Genomic DNA, 20,890 nt, shown 5'->3' on the forward strand with positions numbered 1-20,890 from the left:
CTCAACATACCAAATTAATTTTTAGGATAGATAAAATGTCAAATTGGATAGAAGTCGGTCAACTAGATGAGATTCCTCAACAGGGTTCTCGCATCGTAAAAACTGCTGATTTTAATATTGCTGTGTTTCGTACTGTGAATGATGAAGTGTTTGCTATCAAAGATTCTTGCCCTCATAAACAGGGACAACTTTCTCAGGGCATCGTGCATGGCAATAAAGTCACTTGTCCTTTACATAACTGGACAATTAGCCTGGAATCCGGTGAAGCGTTAGGACCCGATGAAGGTTGTACCAATGTGTTTGCTACTAAAGTAGAAGATGGTCTGATTACAATTGACCTAGGCTAATCTCACATTAGACAAAAAAACCAATAATGTCAGCGTAAAACCGTAAGGATTCAAACCATGTTATTCGGCCGTAAGAAAAAAAATCCCATAAAGATTGTCGACAAGAAAGTTGTCGATTGGAAATACACGACTTGTGGTTACTGCTCAACTGGCTGCTCTATTCAGGTTGGCCTGAATGCAGAAGGTGAAGCCGTTTCCAGTCAGGGAGTTGCGGGCGCTGATGTAAATCGCGGTAAATTATGTGTCAAAGGTATTTTTGAACACGAATTATTTAAGTCTTCCGGACGGGGTGATATGCCTTTGGTGCGGGAGCAAATTTTTGAAGGCTATGCAGAAACTGATTGGGATTCTGCGCTGGATAAAATGGGCAGTGAAATCCAGCGAATTCAACAAACCTATGGTCGTGATTCCTTTGCGATTATATCTACCGGGCAATTACTCACTGAAGAATTTTATACCTTGGGCAAGCTCGCTCGTGGTGTCATAGGCACCAACAACTATGATGGCAATACGACTTTATGTATGGCCTCAGCCGTATCAGGCTATAAGCGTTCCTTTGGTTCCGATGGCCCACCAGGATGTTATGAAGACTTTGAACATACGGAATGTTTAATTGCCTGGGGTTCTAACCTGCCTGAGCAACATCCTATTATTTACTGGCGTATGCAAGAAGCGATGGAAAAACGTAAATTTCCATTAATTGTTGTTGATCCTCGCGTCACGATGCTGGCACAAAAAGCAGATATGCATCTGGCCATTAAGCCGGGTACCGATCTGGTTTTATTGAATGCCCTCTGTCATGTCATTCTTGAAGAAGGTCTGGAAGATAAGTCTTATATCGAAGCCCATACCAATGGTTATGAGCAATTTGAAAAGCTGGTCTCTGAGTATGATCCTACGACAGCAGCAGGCATTACGGGTATTGATGAAGATACTATTCGTAATGTGGCACGCTTGTATGCCAAGGCCGATGCTGCCATGAGCATCTGGACCATGGGTATTAATCAAAGTACTCACGGTTCTGATGGTGTGGTGGCAATTAATAATTTGAATCTGGTGACGGGTAATATTGGTAAGGATGGCGGTACCAGTCTGTCGATTACCGGACAGTGTAATGCGATGGGGACACGAGAGTGGTCTTCTTGTTCAGGTTTGCCCGGCTATCGAGCTCTGGAAAACCCCGAGCACCGTGAAGAAATTGCAGATTATTGGGGTATCGACCCTGAGTTCTTCCCGAAAAAGCGTGGACTGACTGAAACGGATATTTTTCCTGCGATTGAAACCGGACAAATTAAAGGCTTGTGGTTAGTGGCAACGAATCCCATGACCTCTATGCCTAATACGGCTCGTATTCGTAAAACATTGGAAAAACTAGACTTTCTAGTGGTTCAGGATTCTTATGCCGATGTCGAAACCACCCAATATGCACACATGTATTTACCAGCGGCGACCTGGGCAGAAAAAGAAGGCGTGTTCACTAATACGGAGCGACGTGTCAATATTGTCCGTCAGGTGATTAAGCCTAAGGGCAATTCTAAGTCGGATTTATGGATTTTTAATCATGTAGCAAAACGCTTTGCACAAGCAGAGCGAGTAAAATTTCCTGACGAACCTGAGCAAGTGTTCAATGAAATGAAGCATTTGTCCAAAGGACGTTTGGTCGATATTTCGGGCATGTCACATGATCTGATTGAAGAACAACGGGGTATACAATGGCCATTCCCTGAATCTAAATTAGCAGGTAGTGAACCTGATAATGTCACCGAGAAGGGCGATCAACGCTTATACAGTGATGGCAAATTCAGTTATGCCGATGGCAAGGCGAAATTAATTCCTTTGCCCTTTATTGATAAAAATGAAAAACCACAAAATGACTATCCGTTCTGGTTGAACACAGGTCGTGTAGTCGAGCATTTCCACTCTCGCACTAAGACCGGAAAGATTGGCAATAATAACAAATACAGTCCCATGCCTTATATGGAAATGAATCCCGATGCGGCACATGAATTAGGTGTGGTACATGGCGATTATGTACGCTGTGTGTCCAAACGGGGTGATGCGGTGGTGATGGCTCAGCTGACTCAACGTGTCCCTTATGATATGGTTTTTGTCCCATTTCATTTTCATGATTGTGTTAACCGTTTGACCTTGGGCTTGCTGGATCCACATTCCAGACAACCTGCCTTTAAACAATCAGCGGTTCGGGTAGAAACCATCGAAGATCAACAGGCAGCCTCAGAAACCTGTATGGAATCAAGGGAATTTTAAGCTATGTTTCAAATACGAGATGAAGAAAGACCCTATGCTTTTTTAACTGACAAAGAAAGCAAGAAAACAAATCGCTATGGCAAAAATATTGATTTAGTGCCCTCGGATGATGTCTTGACCGGGCAATCAATGAACATTAATGGCGATGAAGCCGTGCATGAAAATCCTAATCGCTATAAGCAGCATGGTTTTCATTTCAGTGCAGATAATTGCATTGGCTGTCATGCCTGTGAAGCGGCCTGTAGTGAAAAAAATGATAATCCTGCGCATATTGCTTTTCGTTCAGTGGGCTATGTAGAAGGCGGCACTTATCCTTCTTATCAACGCATTAATATTTCTATGGCTTGTAACCATTGTGACGATCCGGTTTGCTTAAAAGGCTGTCCTACCCGTGCTTATACTAAGTTTGCGGAATATGGCGCGGTATTACAAGATCCGGATATCTGTTTTGGTTGTGGTTATTGTACTTGGGTCTGCCCCTATAATGCACCGCAACTTGACCCCGTTAAGGGAGAAGTTTCTAAGTGTAATATGTGTGTTGATCGACTGGAAGTGGGTTTAAAACCTGCTTGTGTTTCTGCTTGTTTAGGTAATGCTTTAAATTTTGGTGTCATTGAAAATACTCCTGAAAATCGTGTCCAAGCTAAAACGGATATTCCCGGCTTGCCTAGAACCGATATCACTCAGCCAAATATCCGTTTTCAGCAGACCCGTTCAACGCATAGAGAAATGACTCGAACCGATTCTATGCCGATTAAATATCACCGTGACGATAAGACCAATAGTTTTACCTCCGTGGTGGATGATAAGCATGGTAAAAAACGAGAGTGGAATCTGGCCAAGTTGTCTTCCAGAGAAAATCCGCTGGTGCTATTTACTTTAGTCACCCAAGCCGTTGTTGGTGCTTTTATGTTATTTTTTGCCGGACCGATGCTGGGAATAGAAGCATTGGCTGTGGTTAGCAGTTCGGATGCCTTTATCTGGTTGCTAGGAATTATGCTGGGTATTGAGACTTTAGGTTTAGTGATGTCTACCATGCACTTAGGTAAGCCGCATCGTTTTTATCGTGCCTTTAATAACTTACGTTATTCACCCGTGAGTCGTGAAGTGGCTGGAGTGGCATTGTTCTTTAATAGTTTGTTGGGCTATGCCTTTTTCAGTTTGTTTAGCGCTACGCAATGGAGCGATTATACCAATCCATTAATGACTTTATGTGCTTATGCGGCATTGATAACAGGACCTATAGCGCTGTATTTCATGCATAAAATTTATCGCATTGAAGCGCGTCCTTTTTGGAATCATTGGCAGGTACTCACAGCATTTTATGGCTCTATGTTTAGCATGGGTGCCTTATTGCTGGGCTTGACTATTGTGCCTTATTTAGCTTGGCAGGCATTGCCTTATACTGAATTATTAGTTACCTTGAGCATTGTTATGGTATTGGGCTTGGGTATTGAAGCCATTGGTCATATCATGCATGCCCGTGACTTAAAAAATGCTCTATTACAAGGCAAGGGTGCTGAAGGCGCTGCGGCTCAGTTTGATCAAGAGACAAAATTTGGTAAAACTTATTGGTTGCGTAATGGCTTGCTCTTGGTGAATTTCCTGGCCTTGGTCTTATTGGGTAGTGGAGTTTTAAGTGGTGCAATTGCCTTATCATTCTGGATAGTGATTGCTATTAGTATGCTAGTCTCAGCAGTCATTGGCCGTGCTTTATTTTATGTCTTAGTGATTCCAACCACCATGCCGGGTGCTTTTTTCTGGAAGAACAAAGCCTTTCAGGAACATGCTCGTGATATCGGTTTAGCCCATCGCCAAGAGAGTGGTGTGGTTTATGAAAACCATTAAAATACGTGATCATACTCGTTCAAGAGTATCATAGAATGCTGCTGAGGCACGAAGCGCATCAACTAAACATTATTAGCCTGAGCAGAGCTTAGTCTGCTCAGATTAATATGCTTAGTACCTTAAAATAGAATGACAAGCAAATACAATGAGCAGCGAACAACCACTAAAAACCAAACTTACAAACATTATTGAAGCCTTGCAAGAAGACTTCATTGAGCGTGGTACTGCTGTTCGATTAGCCTTGTTATCCCTATTAGCCGGTGAACATTTATTGATCATTGGTGCACCCGGCACAGCAAAAAGTGAGCTCGCTCGACGCTTGCATCAAGTTATGGACGATGGGGATTATTTTGAGCGCCTATTAACAAAATTTTCTGTCCCAGAAGAATTATTTGGTCCTTTATCGATCAAATCTCTGGAACAGGATCGTTATCATCGACTCACCAAAAACTATCTACCTTCGGCTAATATTGCCTTTATTGATGAAATCTTCAAAGCTAATAGCGCTATTCTCAATTCATTACTGACGCTGCTCAATGAACGTGAGTTTGATAATGGTCAGGTGCGTGAAAAAGTCCCCTTACTCAGTGTCATTGGGGCGAGCAATGAGTTGCCGGAAGAGGATGAACTGGTCGCACTTTATGACCGTTTTTTATGTCGCTATGAAGTGCAAGCCGTTTCTGATGAAAAATTTCTGACCTTATTAACCTTGCAAGAACGTGATAGCAAGGCAATAAAAACGATGCCTAAGCTGTCACTCAATGTGCTGCATGATATTGCTCAACAATCAGCTAATATTATTTTGCCGGAAGAAGTGCTCAACCTTATTCAGTCATTAAGAATGTTTCTGGCACAGCAAAAATTGCATGTTTCAGATCGACGCTGGCGCAAAATTATAAAACTGTTAAAAGTCTCAGCCTATACCAATGGTCAGGCTCAAGTCAGTGTCTGGGATTGTTTTTTATTACAACATTGCCTATGGCAAGTGCCCGCTCAAAAACACCTTATTAATCATTGGTATCAATCCCATTTGGGTATAGGTTCAGGTTTTAATCAAGAACGCTTAGAAAAATTAGTGGCTACCTGGGAAGTGACTCTAAGTGATGAACAAAGCAAAAAAGTACAATTAAAAAATTCACTGAATGAATTACTTTATAGCAATCGTCAGGGCGAACAAACAACCATTGCTGAACAATACGCCACTCTTGAAAAGAATGGTGAGCCTTTATATCTAGCACCACCGGATAATGATGATAGAACGAACAATGAACAAGGCTATACTCGTCAAGCCTTGCGAGATGAGTTTTTTGATGATTATTATCAGCAATGTCATATTGATGGTCACTGGCAGCATATTGAAGATTATATTGCCCAGACCGACAACCAATTTCGCCAATTACTAGAAAACTCACCGCTTTATATTTCGCAACGCTATAGTCAAAGCTTTGTTGATAAGCGAGTGAGTGAAACTCAGACTTTATATGATGAGTTAAAACAATTTTCTCAAGCACTGGCTAAACAAACTGAAAATCTGGGCAATGAATTAAGTCAGCACTTGTGGGTGACTAACGATTTTATTCAACAGGCATCACAAAGTCTGCAAGAAACAATTGTAGCGGCTATGGATTTACAACAACGCTTAAAACAGGTTAATAATAGCTTTAAACGCCTGCCTGTTGAAGAACTTGAGCGTTCAGTGACTAATAACTAACATGAAGTTTCTGGCCTCTCTGGGACATTTAGATAATAAATTCCAGAGTTTGGATCAACTGCCTGATGAACTCTACCGTATAATTGTCACGCATCCTCATGGTGAACTCAGTGAACGCATCAGTGGAATTATGCAATGGCGAGAGGCCTTTTTAAACGGCCAACTCCCCGATGAAAAAAACTTACAATGGCCGGATAAAAGCATTCGACGCACGATTCTAAAACGTGTAGAAACACTGGATATTGTGCGTTATTGTGAAAATCAAATTGAACTGACTGATGCCATTTTAAAGGATGTCTGTGAAGCGATTATCACCGCCGAAGCTCATCAGGAAATTGATCCCGGCTTCGATGATAAACTGGCAAGACAACACAAACAACGTGATAAGGATACCCCCTTTGATGATCCTGATGCTACATCAGAACAGCCCGGCCAAAATAACAACACATCTCCTTCTCCTGAAACTCCATCTTTACCCCAGGAAGATTCTTCATTAGTTGAGGACTCTTTACCTGTTGAAGACTCTTTACCTATTGAGGACTCTTTACCTGTTGAAGACTCTTTACCTGTTGAGGACTCTTTACCTGTTGAGGACTCTTTACCTGTTGAGGACTCTTTACCTGTTGAGGACTCTTTACCTGTTGAGGACTCTTTACCTGTTGAGGACTCTTTACCTGTTGAGGACTCTTTATCTGTTGAGGACTCTTTACCCGTTGAAGATTCTTTAACTCTCGCTAGTAACTCTCCCCTAGAAAATGAATGGGCAGACCTAGCCAGCCAATGGCAACAACTCGAAGCCAATTTCTCCGAACTCAGCGGCTTCCTAGGACGCGGCTGGGATCTCACCCAAGGTCTACTCGCCAGCCAAGGCTGGCGTGACATTATCCGCTATCGAAAGTTGGTAAAATCACTCCCCTGGCTAGCAGATGTCATTGCCTCTTTAGGGCGCCTCAAAGAACGTCCTATTGATACCATAAATAACACCATTCAAGAATCCTCTCTTGAACAAATCACAGCCCCTATAAAACGCATTATAGAAACTGAAATCAAGCAACAATCCCCCCACATTGTCCATGAAACCTCAGGTATTCGTCGCAGTGATGATATCACCCGTATCCTACCGGCAGAATTAGCACAATTGGGACACCCGCAACTCAAGCTGCTCTGGCATGCCAAACGGGCAGAACATACCTTAATGACTTATCAAGTAGACGGTGTTTATTCAGAACATGAACCACAGGATGAAATTCAATTTGATGAGCAACTTGCTTCAGAACAAGAAACAGAAGTGATAAAAGAGACTGAACTTGCATACGGGCCTATTATTGTCTGTCTGGATAGCTCAGCATCTATGCAAGGAGAGCCTGAAAACATAGCCAAGGCAATTGTATTAGAAGCATTAAGAATAGCCTGGCAGGAACAACGTGCTTGCTATGTTTATTTGTTCAGTGGGGCTGAGCAAATGCTAACGCATAATTTAGATTTAACTCGAGGTGGTTTAGCTGAACTACTTGAGTTCCTAACACAGACTTTTCAGGGTGGAACAGACGTTGTGAGTCCTTTGTTACAAGCGATGGTAAAGCAAGCCGAAGCCGGTTGGCAGGCATCTGATATTTTATTGGTAACAGATGGCCGCTTCCCTCTGACTGATGAGCAAAAGCGACAAATCAATACTGCCAGAAAAAATTCTGAGCAACGCTTACATGCTGTATTGATAGGCAATTGGCAAGCTAATGACCTGCAAACACTCTGTGATTATTTTCATCGTGTGAGTGTGTAGCATGGGGATGCAACTAGCTTTTAATTGTTTCAGGCTTCAGCCAAACCATAAAGAGTGTATAGCCTAGTACCATGACCACTGCACCGATAAATAAGCCTACGATACCGGATAGTATCATGCCGCCAATGGCACCGATGAAGATGATTGCCATGGGCGCATCAACACCCTTGGCTAATAATATCGGTTTTAGAACATTATTCAGTAGCCCCACAGCGATATTCCAGACTAAAAAAGTCACAGCAGCGACGGTACCGGTTGTTTCGTCCGTGAAGGTATAGATTGAAATGGGAATTAAAACTAATAAAATATCAATTTGTACAATTGCCATAATAAGACAGATAAAGGCCAATACACCCGCAGCGGGAATATCCATGGCAATAAATCCCATGCCAGCTAATAAAGACTGAATAAGCGCTATACCAAGGATCCCAGTTACTACACTATTCACGGTTGATAATGACAAAGTGGTTAACTCGTTGCCTCTGCCATCGGCAACGCGATTAAAAATATTAATAAAAACGTTTTTTATTCCCTTGCCGGATACTAAGAATACCCCGGCAATGATAATTGAAATGACGAAAACAAGTATATTTAAACCGGCTCCGGCAGCTGCCGATACTCCCCATTTCATCAGCGTTTTTATTTCTGTTTTATATTGACCAATTAATGCCTTAGGATCCTGGGCGGCCTGTGACCAGATAGTATTCAGTTTTTCACCGACTAAAGGCCAGTCAGCAACACCTTCGGGGGGCGCAGGGATAACAAGCTGATCATTTTTAATGTGCTGAGACAGGGTTTGAGTGTTATCAATGAGCGCACTTGAAATGAGGATAGTCGGGGTGATGAGAATAACCAATAGAGTCAGGGTAATTATTGTGGCTGTCCAACCTGCTTTGAGCCCCACTTTCTTTTTTAGCCATAAAAAAATCGGATAAGTACCAATCGCAATGATACCAGCCCAAACAATAATACTGATAAAGGGTTTTGCTATCTGAAAACACCATAAAGATAAGATTGCTATCAAACTTATTTGAATGGCTATTTCTATGGGGCTTGAATTTTTTGTTGTCATCATGATTCCTTACTCAATGCCTTGAATATTCAGTTTTTTATTATTTATTGCCTGTATCCAAAACACTCTATACGTCGCCATCATAAACGGAAATTGTACTATCCTGGAGGAGAAGAGACAAATAATAAAAAAACAGTGATGAGAAATAGAAAGTACATAATCACTTAAGATGCTTTTCTAAATCTCAGATAGAATATTCTGATGTGTCAACACTTTTCCGGACAGTTTTCTAAATATTTTTTTGGCTGTTTCAAGTGATTTTTGTCATTTTGTATTTCCTATCATTTTAGTTTCTCATGTTAACTTTAAACAGATGAAGAGAAAGGGCTTTGCCCTCTGGAACGATAGAGCCGTTCCATTCACCCAAGGTATTTTCACAACGGTAATGATCCTGTTACAATATCTTCACGGCACAGGCTGAGGAGTCGATGGCCGTCAACGGTAATGGGCGGCATTTATGTCGCCTTTTACCCCTCTTCAATCAATCGATTTAAGCTATTTCCTGCTGTATTTCATAATCGACTGGTGACAAATAATCATTAGCCGAATGAAGTCGCTCCCGATTATAAAATACCTCAATATATTCAAATATTGCCTGCTTTGCTTCTACTCTGGTTTTGAATCGACAATGGTGCGTCAATTCAGTTTTCAAACTATGAAAAGCTCTCTGATACAGCATTGTCCCAGCAATTTCCTTTGCGGCTCATAGACTGAATTATGTTATGATCCGACAATATTTTTCTATGACTATCAGAGGCATATTGGCTACCTCGGTCAGTATGCCAAAGCAATCCATCCATTGGTTTACGCTTCCATATGGCCATCAGTAAAGCATCATTGACTAGCTTGGCTTTCATTCGCTCATCCATCGACCAGCCAACAATTTGCCTAGAGAATAAGTCAATGACAACCGCTAAATATAACCAGCCTTCCTTGGTGGCAATATAGGTAATATCACCCACATAGTAGCGATCAGGTTGAGAGACAGTAAACTCTCTTTCCAGTAAATTTGGAGATATACGCTTATTATGCTTGGAATTAGTCGTCGCTTTAAAGCGTCTCTTCGTTTTACAAAACAAACCGGCTTTTTTCATTAATCGACCAATTCTCCGGCGGCTTATATGAACGCCTTTTTCAGCCAGTTTTCTTTTAAGACGACGGGTTCCATAAGTCTTGCGACTGTCTTCAAACAGTTTTTTAGCTGCTCAGTAAGCGCTTCATTTTCTTTCTCTCTATCCGTTTTAGGAGAGCTAACCCAATCATAATAGCAACTACGGGAAACATCCATAAAACGGCACAGAATCGTTACCGGGTAATCTTTAGCCTGATCAGTTATCCATGCGTACTTCACAAAGTTTCCCTTGCAAAGTACGCTGTGGCCTTTTTAATAAATCACGCTCCTGAATCACTTTTGCCAATTCTTTTTTCAGACGTTTTACTTCATCATAAATGTGTTCATCACTTCTATTGGCTACCGTCTTCACCGGTTTGGAATATTTACTGATCCAGGTATGTAGAGTATTTACATTAACACCTAGCTCCCTGGCAGTCTGAGAAACGGGTTGATCCGTCTCATTAGCTAATTTGACAGCTGATTCTTTAAATTCTGATGTATAGCTTTTATTCGGTTTTTTTGTTTGATCATTCATTTTAGGTCACACTTTTTATCTTTTAGTTATTTTAAGTTGTGTGTCCGGTTAAGTATAGCCACATTAATTCAGGAACTACAATATAGCATAAAAGCATTTTAAAAAGTCTGTCCAATAAATATTTATAGGGCGGCCACGCTTTTTGAAACCACGCTGAAAGTGCACATAATAAACTCTTGAGTCAGCGTAGTCAGATAAAGCCATTGTGATGTGTCAACACTTTTCCGGACAGTTTTCTAAATATTTTTTGGCTGTTTCAAGTGATTTTTGTCATTTTGTATTTCCTATCATTTTAGTTTCTCATGTTAACTTTAAACAGATGAAGAGAAAGGGCTTTGCCCTCTGGAACGATAGAGCCGTTCCATTCACCCAAGGTATTTTCACAACGGTAATGATCCTGTTACAATATCTTCACGGCACAGGCTGAGGAGCCGATGGCCGTCAACGGTAATGGGCGGCATTTATGTCGCCTTTTACCCCTCTTCAATCAATCGATTTAAGCTATTTCCTGCTGTATTTCATAATCGACTGGTGACAAATAATCATTAGCCGAATGAAGTCGCTCCCGATTATAAAATACCTCAATATATTCAAATATTGCCTGCTTTGCTTCTACTCTGGTTTTGAATCGACAATGGTGCGTCAATTCAGTTTTCAAACTATGAAAGAAGCTCTCTGATACAGCATTGTCCCAGCAATTTCCTTTGCGGCTCATAGACTGAATTATGTTATGATCCGACAATATTTTTCTATGACTATCAGATGCATATTGGCTACCTCGGTCAGTATGCCAAAGCAATCCATCCATTGGTTTACGCTTCCATATGGCCATCAGTAAAGCATCATTGACTAGCTTGGCTTTCATTCGCTCATCCATCGACCAGCCAACAATTTGCCTAGAGAATAAGTCAATGACAACCGCTAAATATAACCAGCCTTCCTTGGTGGCAATATAGGTAATATCACCCACATAGTAGCGATCAGGTTGAGAGACAGTAAACTCTCTTTCCAGTAAATTTGGAGATATACGCTTATTATGCTTGGAATTAGTCGTCGCTTTAAAGCGTCTCTTCGTTTTACAAAACAAACCGGCTTTTTTCATTAATCGACCAATTCTCCGGCGGCTTATATGAACGCCTTTTTCAGCCAGTTTTCTTTTTAAGACGACGGGTTCCATAAGTCTTGCGACTGTCTTCAAACAGTTTTTTAGCTGCTCAGTAAGCGCTTCATTTTCTTTCTCTCTATCCGTTTTAGGAGAGCTAACCCAATCATAATAGCAACTACGGGAAACATCCATAAAACGGCACAGAATCGTTACCGGGTAATCTTTAGCCTGATCAGTTATCCATGCGTACTTCACAAAGTTTCCCTTGCAAAGTACGCTGTGGCCTTTTTAATAAATCACGCTCCTGAATCACTTTTGCCAATTCTTTTTCAGACGTTTTACTTCATCATAAATGTGTTCATCACTTCTATTGGCTACCGTCTTCACCGGTTTGGAATATTTACTGATCCAGGTATGTAGAGTATTTACATTAACACCTAGCTCCCTGGCAGTCTGAGAAACGGGTTGATCCGTCTCATTAGCTAATTTGACAGCTGATTCTTTAAATTCTGATGTATAGCTTTTATTCGGTTTTTTTGTTTGATCATTCATTTTAGGTCACACTTTTTATCTTTTAGTTATTTTAAGTTGTCCACATTATTCTTCGTAAAAGTCTTAATTCTGAACAACCTCAAAATCTCCTCGAATGTCAGAGCAAGTGTAATTTATATACTATGACGCCCTTGTTACATGATAACGGTGAAACGGGTATTTTATTGTTAGTGGTTTCTTTGCGAGATTTATTTGTTGAATTTGATGTGCGACTGGTGACAAATAATCATTAGCCGAATGAAGTCGCTCCCGATTATAAAATACCTCAATATATTCAAATATTGCCTGCTTTGCTTCTACTCTGGTTTTGAATCGACAATGGTGCGTCAATTCAGTTTTCAAACTATGAAAGAAGCTCTCTGATACAGCATTGTCCCAGCAATTTCCTTTGCGGCTCATAGACTGAATTATGTTATGATCCGACAATATTTTTCTATGACTATCAGAGGCATATTGGCTACCTCGGTCAGTATGCCAAAGCAATCCATCCATTGGTTTACGCTTCCATATGGCCATCAGTAAAGCATCATTGACTAGCTTGGCTTTCATTCGCTCATCCATCGACCAGCCAACAATTTGCCTAGAGAATAAGTCAATGACAACCGCTAAATATAACCAGCCTTCCTTGGTGGCAATATAGGTAATATCACCCACATAGTAGCGATCAGGTTGAGAGACAGTAAACTCTCTTTCCAGTAAATTTGGAGATATACGCTTATTATGCTTGGAATTAGTCGTCGCTTTAAAGCGTCTCTTCGTTTTACAAAACAAACCGGCTTTTTCATTAATCGACCAATTCTCCGGCGGCTTATATGAACGCCTTTTTCAGCCAGTTTTCTTTTAAGACGACGGGTTCCATAAGTCTTGCGACTGTCTTCAAACAGTTTTTTAGCTGCTCAGTAAGCGCTTCATTTTCTTTCTCTCTATCCGTTTTAGGAGAGCTAACCCAATCATAATAGCAACTACGGGAAACATCCATAAAACGGCACAGAATCGTTACCGGGTAATCTTTAGCCTGATCAGTTATCCATGCGTACTTCACAAAGTTTCCCTTGCAAAGTACGCTGTGGCCTTTTTAATAAATCACGCTCCTGAATCACTTTTGCCAATTCTTTTTTCAGACGTTTTACTTCATCATAAATGTGTTCATCACTTCTATTGGCTACCGTCTTCACCGGTTTGGAATATTTACTGATCCAGGTTGATGTACTTTGTTACTCAGCAAATTCTACATCTGCAGTGTAAACAAAATTTAATCTATGTCGAATAATTATGTAATTTTATTGTTTATGTGATGTTATTTTTGCAAAGTTTTATTTATAACTTGAAATTTAGGATCTAATTTTTTATTCTTAGCTCTTATATCTTAATGACAAGCAGAATATGACGACTCCTTTGAATAGTAGCAGTGTTACTCCCGTTCTACAGCAGTTCCTCCAAGATTATCGACATCAAATTCCTGAATTGCTTACCATTGAAAGTCAATTGTCTGAGCGATTAAGCCAAGAACGTTCCCAGAAACATTCCGATGTTATTGCCCTTTATGATGCAATTTATCCATTAGTAGAAAAAGAGTTATGGTCTACTCAGTCATTTGATGACTGCTTGCATTCATATCAACGTTTATTTCGTGAACAGGAATCTTTGCTTGCATTAGCTGAAGTTGATGAACGCCATGAGTTTATTTTAAGTATTCCTATCGCTGATAGACCGGCGCATTTACGCGGTTGTCTGGAAAGTATTTTTCAACTCTGTCAGCTCTATGCTTATGGTGGTCAAGAGCAAGGAAGTTTCTCAAAAGTTACTGTAGTCATTGTTGAGGATAGTAAGGAGCAGGTTCATATTGAGCAGGATATTCAATTAGCTCAGGAATATACTGAAAAAGGCTTAGTCGTTCATCATTATGGTTTGCAGGAACAATATGACTTAATGATGACGATTCCTGAGGTGGCACGACAAAGTGTAAGTTCAATCATTGGTGAGCCCTCGGTAGAAAATTTTTATCACAAAGGTCAGGCGGTCACACGTAATCTCAGTTATTTAAAAGCCTTGCAATTGACCTCTTTGAAGGGTGATCCTCAAGATGAAAATGTATTGTATTATTTTGTTGATAGTGACCAGCAGTTTCGTATTAATCGTACGACCGAAAAGGGTGATGAATATGTTTATGCTTTAAATTATTTCTACTATATCAACCGTGTTTTTTGTGAACATAAAATTGCCATGTTGACGGGAAAACTCATCTGTGATCCGCCTGTCTCACCCTCGGTCATGTCGGGTAATTTTCTTGATGACCTGCTGGCTTTTTTTCAGCAATTGGCAAGCTATGATGCCCATGAAAACTGTCAGTTTCATCCACAAGATAAAGTAAAACCTCATGATGCGGCCTATCATGATATGGCGCAGTTATTTGGCCTTAAACGTGATATAGATACTTATGATTATTGTTGTACGCTTAGTAACGAGCTAAAGAACGAACATAATAATATTGACTGCTTAAAAAATTTTTCTCAGCGCATTAATTATTTCTTTTTTGGTGAGCATTTAACCAGAAAAACTTATTTTACTTATGTCACACCGCAAATGAAAACCTTGCCTGCACGGACGATTTATCCGGGCAATTATATTTGTAATTTCGAGGGCTTGAAATACATCATTCCTTTTGGTGAATTACGTTTAAGAATGTCAGGTCCTACCGCAGGGCGTTTAATTCAGTCTGAAATTGGTGAGCGCTTTGCCTCTATTAATTTACCTATGTTACATGCACGTACATTGCAAGCTGACTTTAAGGACGAATATCGACCCGGGGTGGCAGAAAATGATGAGTTGATTGATTTAACCGATGAGTTTGAGCGGCAATTTTTTGGTGATTTAATGCTCTTTACTGTGGTACGTTTAAGTAAGGAAAATAGAGCGATCGAAGACTATGATGCTGAATTGTTAAGACAAGCGTTTAGTTGTGTGGAAATTGAATTATTGGCCTTGTATGAACAAAAGCACCAAAATGTATTAAATAAGTGTCAAGAATTACGGGATCTTGTTAATGATAAAAAATATTGGTGGAAGCAATCAACGCAATTGTCTGACTCGATTGAACAAGTAAATACTTTTATTAAAAGCATGCAACATAATTTCTCAATAGAGTCACAGGCTTACAAAAATATTCAATCAGCTGAGGCTCGACAAATACGCATTCAGCAGATGATTGATGTGTTGTTAAGTTATCGAAAAGACCGCGATGCTTGGGATAAGATGATCAGTGAATTTTCTTCCTATTAATGTTTTAAATGTTCATGCTATCTATTGCGTGAGCAATGATTAACTTTCTACATTGTTCAGTTTCATCTATAACTGTTTGTAATAAATGTTCTGGTAGTTCAATGTCGCTATAATTGTTTTCGTGTTTGATTATTTTTCCCTTAGTCATATTTTCAGATGAGTCTCCGACCCAGGCCTTTCCGGTTAAGGAAAATAATTGATATTCTTCTTTTAGTGGTGTTTCTAAATTGAGCCAGTTTTGTAGGCGAGGCAGGCTGTTTTGTGTATCATTACGAATAAGCTCAGCATCATAATAATAGTATGATTGTTTGTTCTTGTCGCAGAATTGAGCTAGCGCATTAATACGTTGACGGTAATATTCAAGCGCTTTTTCTGGTTCAGCATAAGGATGTGTGCCATGCTTTTTTTTAAATAGGCTAATAATGCTTTTTATACTTTGCTGAGGTTGACGAAGAGATACCAGAATTTTAATGTAGTTTGGGTCTGAGTCATATCTTAGATTTTCTAGTAATAATTCATAGCTATTATGTAATAATTTATCAAATACGTAGCGAATGCTATTAGGTTTTGTGGTATTGCTAAGTTCTTTGCTTTGTTCCAGTATTTGTTCCTGAGTTATCATATCCATTGCGGAACGATAGCTCGTATGCATTTCAAAATAGCCTTTGATCTGTGGGTGAGAGCCCAAAATATGGCCGATCAAACTGCTATTTGCCCGCATGTGACTTAATAAAAAAATATGTTTCTGGTTTTGAGGATTAACATTGTTGTTCATGTGGATACTATTTGTTTTTATTTTAGGCGTAGGATGTGGTGAGGAACGAACCGCATCAATGGTTTTAAATATGCGTCTTTGATGCGGTTCGTTCCTCACCACTGATGTGTCAACACTTTTCCGGACAGTTTTCTAAATATTTTTTTGGCTGTTTCAAGTGATTTTTGTCATTTTGTATTTCCTATCATTTTAGTTTCTCATGTTAACTTTAAACAGATGAAGAGAAAGGGCTTTGCCCTCTGGAACGATAGAGCCGTTCCATTCACCCAAGGTATTTTCACAACGGTAATGATCCTGTTACAATATCTTCACGGCACAGGCTGAGGAGCCGATGGCCGTCAACGGTAATGGGCGGCATTTATGTCGCCTTTACCCCTCTTCAATCAATCGATTTAAGCTATTTCCTGCTGTATTTCATAATCGACTGGTGACAAATAATCATTAGCCGAATGAAGTCGCTCCCGATTATAAAATACCTCAATATATTCAAATATTGCCTGCTTTGCTTCTACTCTGGTTTTGAATCGACAATGGTGCGTCAATTCAGTTTTCAAACTATGAAAGAAGCTCTCTGATACAGCATTGTCCCAGCAATTTCCTTTGCGGCTCATAGACTGAATTATGTTATGATCCGACAATATTTTTCTATGACTATCAGAGGCATATTGGCTACCTCGGTCAGTATGCCAAAGCAATCCATCCATTGGTTTACGCTTCCATATGGCCATCAGTAAAGCATCATTGACTAGCTTGGCTTTCATTCGCTCATCCATCGACCAGCCAACAATTTGCCTAGAGAATAAGTCAATGACAACCGCTAAATATAACCAGCCTTCCTTGGTGGCAATATAGGTAATATCACCCACATAGTAGCGATCAGGTTGAGAGACAGTAAACTCTCTTTCCAGTAAATTTGGAGATATACGCTTATTATGCTTGGAATTAGTCGTCGCTTTAAAGCGTCTCTTCGTTTTACAAAACAAACCGGCTTTTTTCATTAATCGACCAATTCTCCGGCGGCTTATATGAACGCCTTTTTCAGCCAGTTTTCTTTTAAGACGACGGGTTCCATAAGTCTTGCGACTGTCTTCAAACAGTTTTTTTAGCTGCTCAGTAAGCGCTTCATTTTCTTTCTCTCTATCCGTTTTAGGAGAGCTAACCCAATCATAATAGCAACTACGGGAAACATCCATAAAACGGCACAGAATCGTTACCGGGTAATCTTTAGCCTGATCAGTTATCCATGCGTACTTCACAAAGTTTCCCTTGCAAAGTACGCTGTGGCCTTTTTAATAAATCACGCTCCTGAATCACTTTTGCCAATTCTTTTTTCAGACGTTTTACTTCATCATAAATGTGTTCATCACTTCTATTGGCTACCGTCTTCACCGGTTTGGAATATTTACTGATCCAGGTATGTAGAGTATTTACATTAACACCTAGCTCCCTGGCAGTCTGAGAAACGGGTTGATCCGTCTCATTAGCTAATTTGACAGCTGATCGGTTTTTTTTTGTTTGATCATTCATTTTAGGTCACACTTTTTATCTTTTAGTTATTTTAAGTTGTGTGTCCGGTTAAGTATAGCCACATTACACATCCTACTAATGTAAATATAAATGAGCTTATTTGATCTATCCCTTTTTTACTAATATTCACACTATTTTACAATAGGTTAAAATTCAGTGATGATAAAGTGGAAGTCAGTGACTAAAAAAAATATAATAGCAGATTATTTAACCGTCTAAAATAATAAATTACTAATATTCTATGAAAATTGCTGTCAGTGAACTCATTGTTCGATTTATGGAAAATCTCGGTATTGACCATATTTTTGGTATGCCCGGCGCACATATTTTGCCTGTTTATGACAGCTTATATCATTCGTCAATTCAAACCGTATTAGCCAAGCATGAGCAAGGAGCCTCGTTTATGGCCGGAGGCTATGCGCGTGCTACGGGTAAAATTTCCGCCTGCATTACCACGGCTGGACCCGGTGCAACGAATCTGGTGACGGGGGTCGCCAATGCCTATGTCGATCAACAGCCCATGTTGATCATCACCGGTGAAACCTCGACCCATATTTTTGGTAAGGGAGGGCTACAGGAAAGCTCAGGAGAGGGGGGGAGTATTGATCAATGTGCCCTTTTTAGCAGTATTACCCAATACACAAAACTCGTGGAACGCACTGATTATTTCGCCAATGTGCTCAATCGTGTCGCTAAAATCCTATTATCGGATAATTCGGGGCCTGTTTTGCTCAGTTTTCCGTTTAATATTCAAAAAGAAATGGTTGATGAGAGCATTCTTGAGCAAATTTCAACATCGCGTAATAAACGCTATCATCAACAGCATGATATTTTAGCGGCCAATGAATTATTAACGATGATTCAAGCTGCGTCAGCACCTGTTATTGTGGCAGGTAATGGTTGTATTCTTTCCGGGGCTCAGCAAGCGGTAGCTGATCTCAGCGAGCAGTTGGGTATTCCGGTCACTTCAAGCTTAAAAGGCAAGGGCGTTGTCAGTGAGCACTCAGACTTGTCATTGGGGAGTTTGGGGGTAACCTCTTATAGTGGTGCTTATCATTATATTCTGGAACAAGCCGATCTGATTATTTTCCTAGGAGCTGGTTTTAATGAACGCACCAGCTATGTTTGGAATGAAGATTTATTAAAAAATAAGAAAATTGCTCAAATTGACAATAATTCTGAGCAGTTGGAAAAAGTATTTAAAGCCGATCTGGCAATTTTAGGTGATATTAATGTCATCATAAAGACAGTGAATGTCTCTTTGCGAAGCTTAATAAATGCTGACGAGCAAGAAAAACAACGCCAAACTATAGCCGCTACAGTGCATGCCTATCGCACCAAAGAAAATGGTCAGTCGGGCAGTGAAATTGCTCAATTGGGTTCACGCTTCCCATTAGTCGAACTGTTTTTTGCTGAATTAGAACAGCAATTTCCTGAAAAATTAATGGTATTTGATGATAATATCATTTTTGCGCAAAACTTTTTTCATGTTTCATCGGATAATCGCTATTTTCCAAACTCGGGCGTATCGTCATTAGGTCATGCAATTCCTGCTGCCATCGGTGCAGGATTTGCCTCTAAAAAACAGGGTGATAATTACCATGTTTTTGCTGTGCTGGGTGATGGTGGGTTTCAAATGTGCTGTATGGAAATTATGACTGCAGTGAATTATCAAATACCCATGACTATCGTCATGTTCAATAATTCCACCATGGGTCTGATTCGTAAAAATCAATTTCAGCAATACGAAGAGCGTTATATTGATTGTGACTTTGTTAACCCCGATTATGAGTTATTATCTCGCTCATTTGGCATTAACTATCATACCGTGAGCAATGCCGATGAAATGCAAGGCCTGTTAGCAAAATTCGACTATAAAGAGTCGATCAACCTGATTGAAATAATGATAGATAAAGATGTTTTCCCCGGCTATGTGTCACGACGTTAGTTAATACCTTAGTTAATAAAAGCAGAAGGCTGTATTTATGTTAAAAACCTTATTCCAAATCTCGTCCAACAAATGGTATTGGCTGGCTTTTCTTGCTCTGGGGATCAGTCTCGAAGGCGTGGCATTATTTTATCAATATGGCTTGGATTATATGCCCTGTGTGCTCTGCATACATATACGAGTCTGGGTTGTAGGGATGATAGCCGTGTCTTTACTTGCCTTATTTCTTTATAAGCAATGGCAGGGACTCTTATTGGCACAACTATTGATGTCTATTATAGGTGCTGGTATGTTGGAGCGTTCTTATCAGCTATTGGGTACAGAGCGTGGCTTCTTATCCGGTGCTTGTAGCATGGATTCCGGTCTGCCGGATTGGTTTGCACTGGATGTCTGGGTGCCAGTGATGTTTGAAGTGCAGGAGCCTTGCGGTTATACGCCAGAATTATTGTTTGGTGTGACAATGGCGGAGGCACTTATTGTTTTTTCTGCTATATTGTTTCTAATGAGTGCTTTATTTGTATGGGCTAATCTTGCCACTCAAATGGCTAAAAACAAATAAAGCAGGTCATGACTAAATTATCAACGACAAGGAGTGTGTTATGTCAGAACAAGCGTTTGCCAGTGGGCAGTGTTTATGTGGTGATGTTAAATTCACTATAGCTTCAGAACCAGCAATGATGGGGCAATGTCATTGTGATGATTGCCGTAAATCAACAGGTACCGGGCATGCGTCTATTGCTTTTTTTGTGAAAGATAATGTCAAAATAGACGGTAAACTGAGCACTTATACCTCAAAAGCTGATAATGGTGCGGGTATTAAGCGTTCCTTTTGTCCCAACTGTGGTAGTAGCTTATTTGCTGAAAGCACTGATAGGGACGGTGTCATTGGTGTTTTAGTGGGGGCGATTGATGATAATAGCTGGTTTAAGGCTAATTTCAGAGTGTATAACAAAAGTAAGCCAGCATGGGATCTGATGGATGATAATATTCCTGCCTTTGAAGAAATGCCGCCAGCGGCATAAGCCTTTT

General features: G+C 40.2%; 14 protein-coding genes and 2 pseudogenes. 9 read left to right on the plus strand and 7 right to left on the minus strand.

What is annotated here, in order from left to right; all coding sequences use genetic code 11:
* The first annotated feature begins 35 nt into the window (after positions 1-35).
* From nirD to JEU79_RS12265, 5 genes are all read left to right on the plus strand, one after another.
* Positions 36-347, plus strand: coding sequence for a nitrite reductase small subunit NirD (gene nirD, locus JEU79_RS12245; RefSeq protein WP_198264346.1), 312 nt, complete (start codon positions 36-38; stop codon positions 345-347).
* 57 nt (positions 348-404) lie between these two features.
* A complete protein-coding gene (locus JEU79_RS12250; protein WP_198264347.1) occupies positions 405-2,615 on the plus strand; it encodes a molybdopterin oxidoreductase family protein in 2,211 nt (736 codons plus the stop codon).
* A gap of 3 nt (positions 2,616-2,618) precedes the next feature.
* Positions 2,619-4,463, plus strand: coding sequence for a DmsC/YnfH family molybdoenzyme membrane anchor subunit (locus JEU79_RS12255; RefSeq protein WP_198264348.1), 1,845 nt, complete (start codon positions 2,619-2,621; stop codon positions 4,461-4,463).
* Between the two features lie 145 nt (positions 4,464-4,608).
* Positions 4,609-6,174 carry an AAA family ATPase gene (locus JEU79_RS12260; RefSeq protein WP_198264349.1) on the plus strand — a complete coding sequence of 522 codons (1,566 nt, stop codon included), beginning with the start codon at positions 4,609-4,611 and terminating at the stop codon, positions 6,172-6,174.
* 1 nt (position 6,175) lies between these two features.
* The gene (locus JEU79_RS12265) at positions 6,176-7,954 is read left to right on the plus strand and encodes a VWA domain-containing protein (RefSeq protein WP_198264350.1); all 1,779 of its coding nucleotides are present in this window, start codon (positions 6,176-6,178) and stop codon (positions 7,952-7,954) included.
* Between the two features lie 13 nt (positions 7,955-7,967).
* Here the strand turns inward: JEU79_RS12265 and JEU79_RS12270 are convergent, their stop codons facing one another.
* The 5 genes and pseudogenes from JEU79_RS12270 to JEU79_RS28590 all read right to left on the minus strand — a co-directional run.
* Positions 7,968-9,026: an AI-2E family transporter gene (locus JEU79_RS12270; RefSeq protein ID WP_198264351.1), complete on the minus strand. Its 1,059-nt coding sequence runs from the start codon at positions 9,024-9,026 to the stop codon at positions 7,968-7,970.
* Positions 9,027-9,516: 490 nt separating this feature from the next.
* Positions 9,517-10,675, minus strand: a pseudogene (locus JEU79_RS12275) (IS3 family transposase).
* A gap of 496 nt (positions 10,676-11,171) precedes the next feature.
* Positions 11,172-12,035 (minus strand): IS3 family transposase, encoded by an 864-nt coding sequence (locus JEU79_RS12280; RefSeq protein WP_198263029.1) that lies wholly within the window; start codon positions 12,033-12,035, stop codon positions 11,172-11,174.
* Between the two features lie 54 nt (positions 12,036-12,089).
* Positions 12,090-12,332, minus strand: coding sequence for a transposase (locus JEU79_RS12285; protein ID WP_198262486.1), 243 nt, complete (start codon positions 12,330-12,332; stop codon positions 12,090-12,092).
* Between the two features lie 183 nt (positions 12,333-12,515).
* A pseudogene (locus JEU79_RS28590) lies at positions 12,516-13,534 on the minus strand (IS3 family transposase); the annotation flags it as partial.
* 181 nt (positions 13,535-13,715) lie between these two features.
* Between JEU79_RS28590 and JEU79_RS12305 the strand changes: the two are divergent.
* Positions 13,716-15,611, plus strand: coding sequence for a hypothetical protein (locus JEU79_RS12305; RefSeq protein ID WP_246540235.1), 1,896 nt, complete (start codon positions 13,716-13,718; stop codon positions 15,609-15,611).
* A gap of 4 nt (positions 15,612-15,615) precedes the next feature.
* On the opposite strand, the gene JEU79_RS12310 is transcribed toward JEU79_RS12305, so the two are convergent.
* Both JEU79_RS12310 and JEU79_RS12315 read right to left on the minus strand, forming a co-directional pair.
* Positions 15,616-16,485: a sulfotransferase family protein gene (locus JEU79_RS12310; RefSeq protein ID WP_198264353.1), complete on the minus strand. Its 870-nt coding sequence runs from the start codon at positions 16,483-16,485 to the stop codon at positions 15,616-15,618.
* 293 nt (positions 16,486-16,778) lie between these two features.
* Positions 16,779-17,913, minus strand: a protein-coding gene (locus JEU79_RS12315; protein WP_425511147.1) for an IS3 family transposase whose coding sequence is annotated in 2 segments (ribosomal slippage) — positions 16,779-17,676 and positions 17,675-17,913 — 1,137 coding nt in all. Because the reading frame shifts where the segments join, the coding sequence is not laid out codon by codon here.
* 241 nt (positions 17,914-18,154) lie between these two features.
* Here JEU79_RS12315 and JEU79_RS12325 point away from each other — a divergent pair.
* The 3 genes from JEU79_RS12325 to JEU79_RS12335 are packed head-to-tail and all read left to right on the plus strand — an operon-like array spanning position 18,155 to position 20,883.
* Complete coding sequence (locus JEU79_RS12325) at positions 18,155-19,861, plus strand: thiamine pyrophosphate-binding protein (RefSeq protein WP_198264356.1); 1,707 nt, start codon at positions 18,155-18,157, stop codon at positions 19,859-19,861.
* A 37-nt stretch (positions 19,862-19,898) separates the two neighbouring features.
* Positions 19,899-20,420 (plus strand): disulfide bond formation protein B, encoded by a 522-nt coding sequence (locus JEU79_RS12330; RefSeq protein ID WP_198264357.1) that lies wholly within the window; start codon positions 19,899-19,901, stop codon positions 20,418-20,420.
* A gap of 40 nt (positions 20,421-20,460) precedes the next feature.
* Positions 20,461-20,883, plus strand: a complete 423-nt coding sequence (locus JEU79_RS12335; RefSeq protein ID WP_198264358.1) for a GFA family protein — start codon at positions 20,461-20,463, stop codon at positions 20,881-20,883.
* Positions 20,884-20,890 lie beyond the last annotated feature (7 nt).

The organism is sulfur-oxidizing endosymbiont of Gigantopelta aegis (genome assembly GCF_016097415.1).
Classification (GTDB): domain Bacteria; phylum Pseudomonadota; class Gammaproteobacteria; order GRL18; family GRL18; genus GRL18.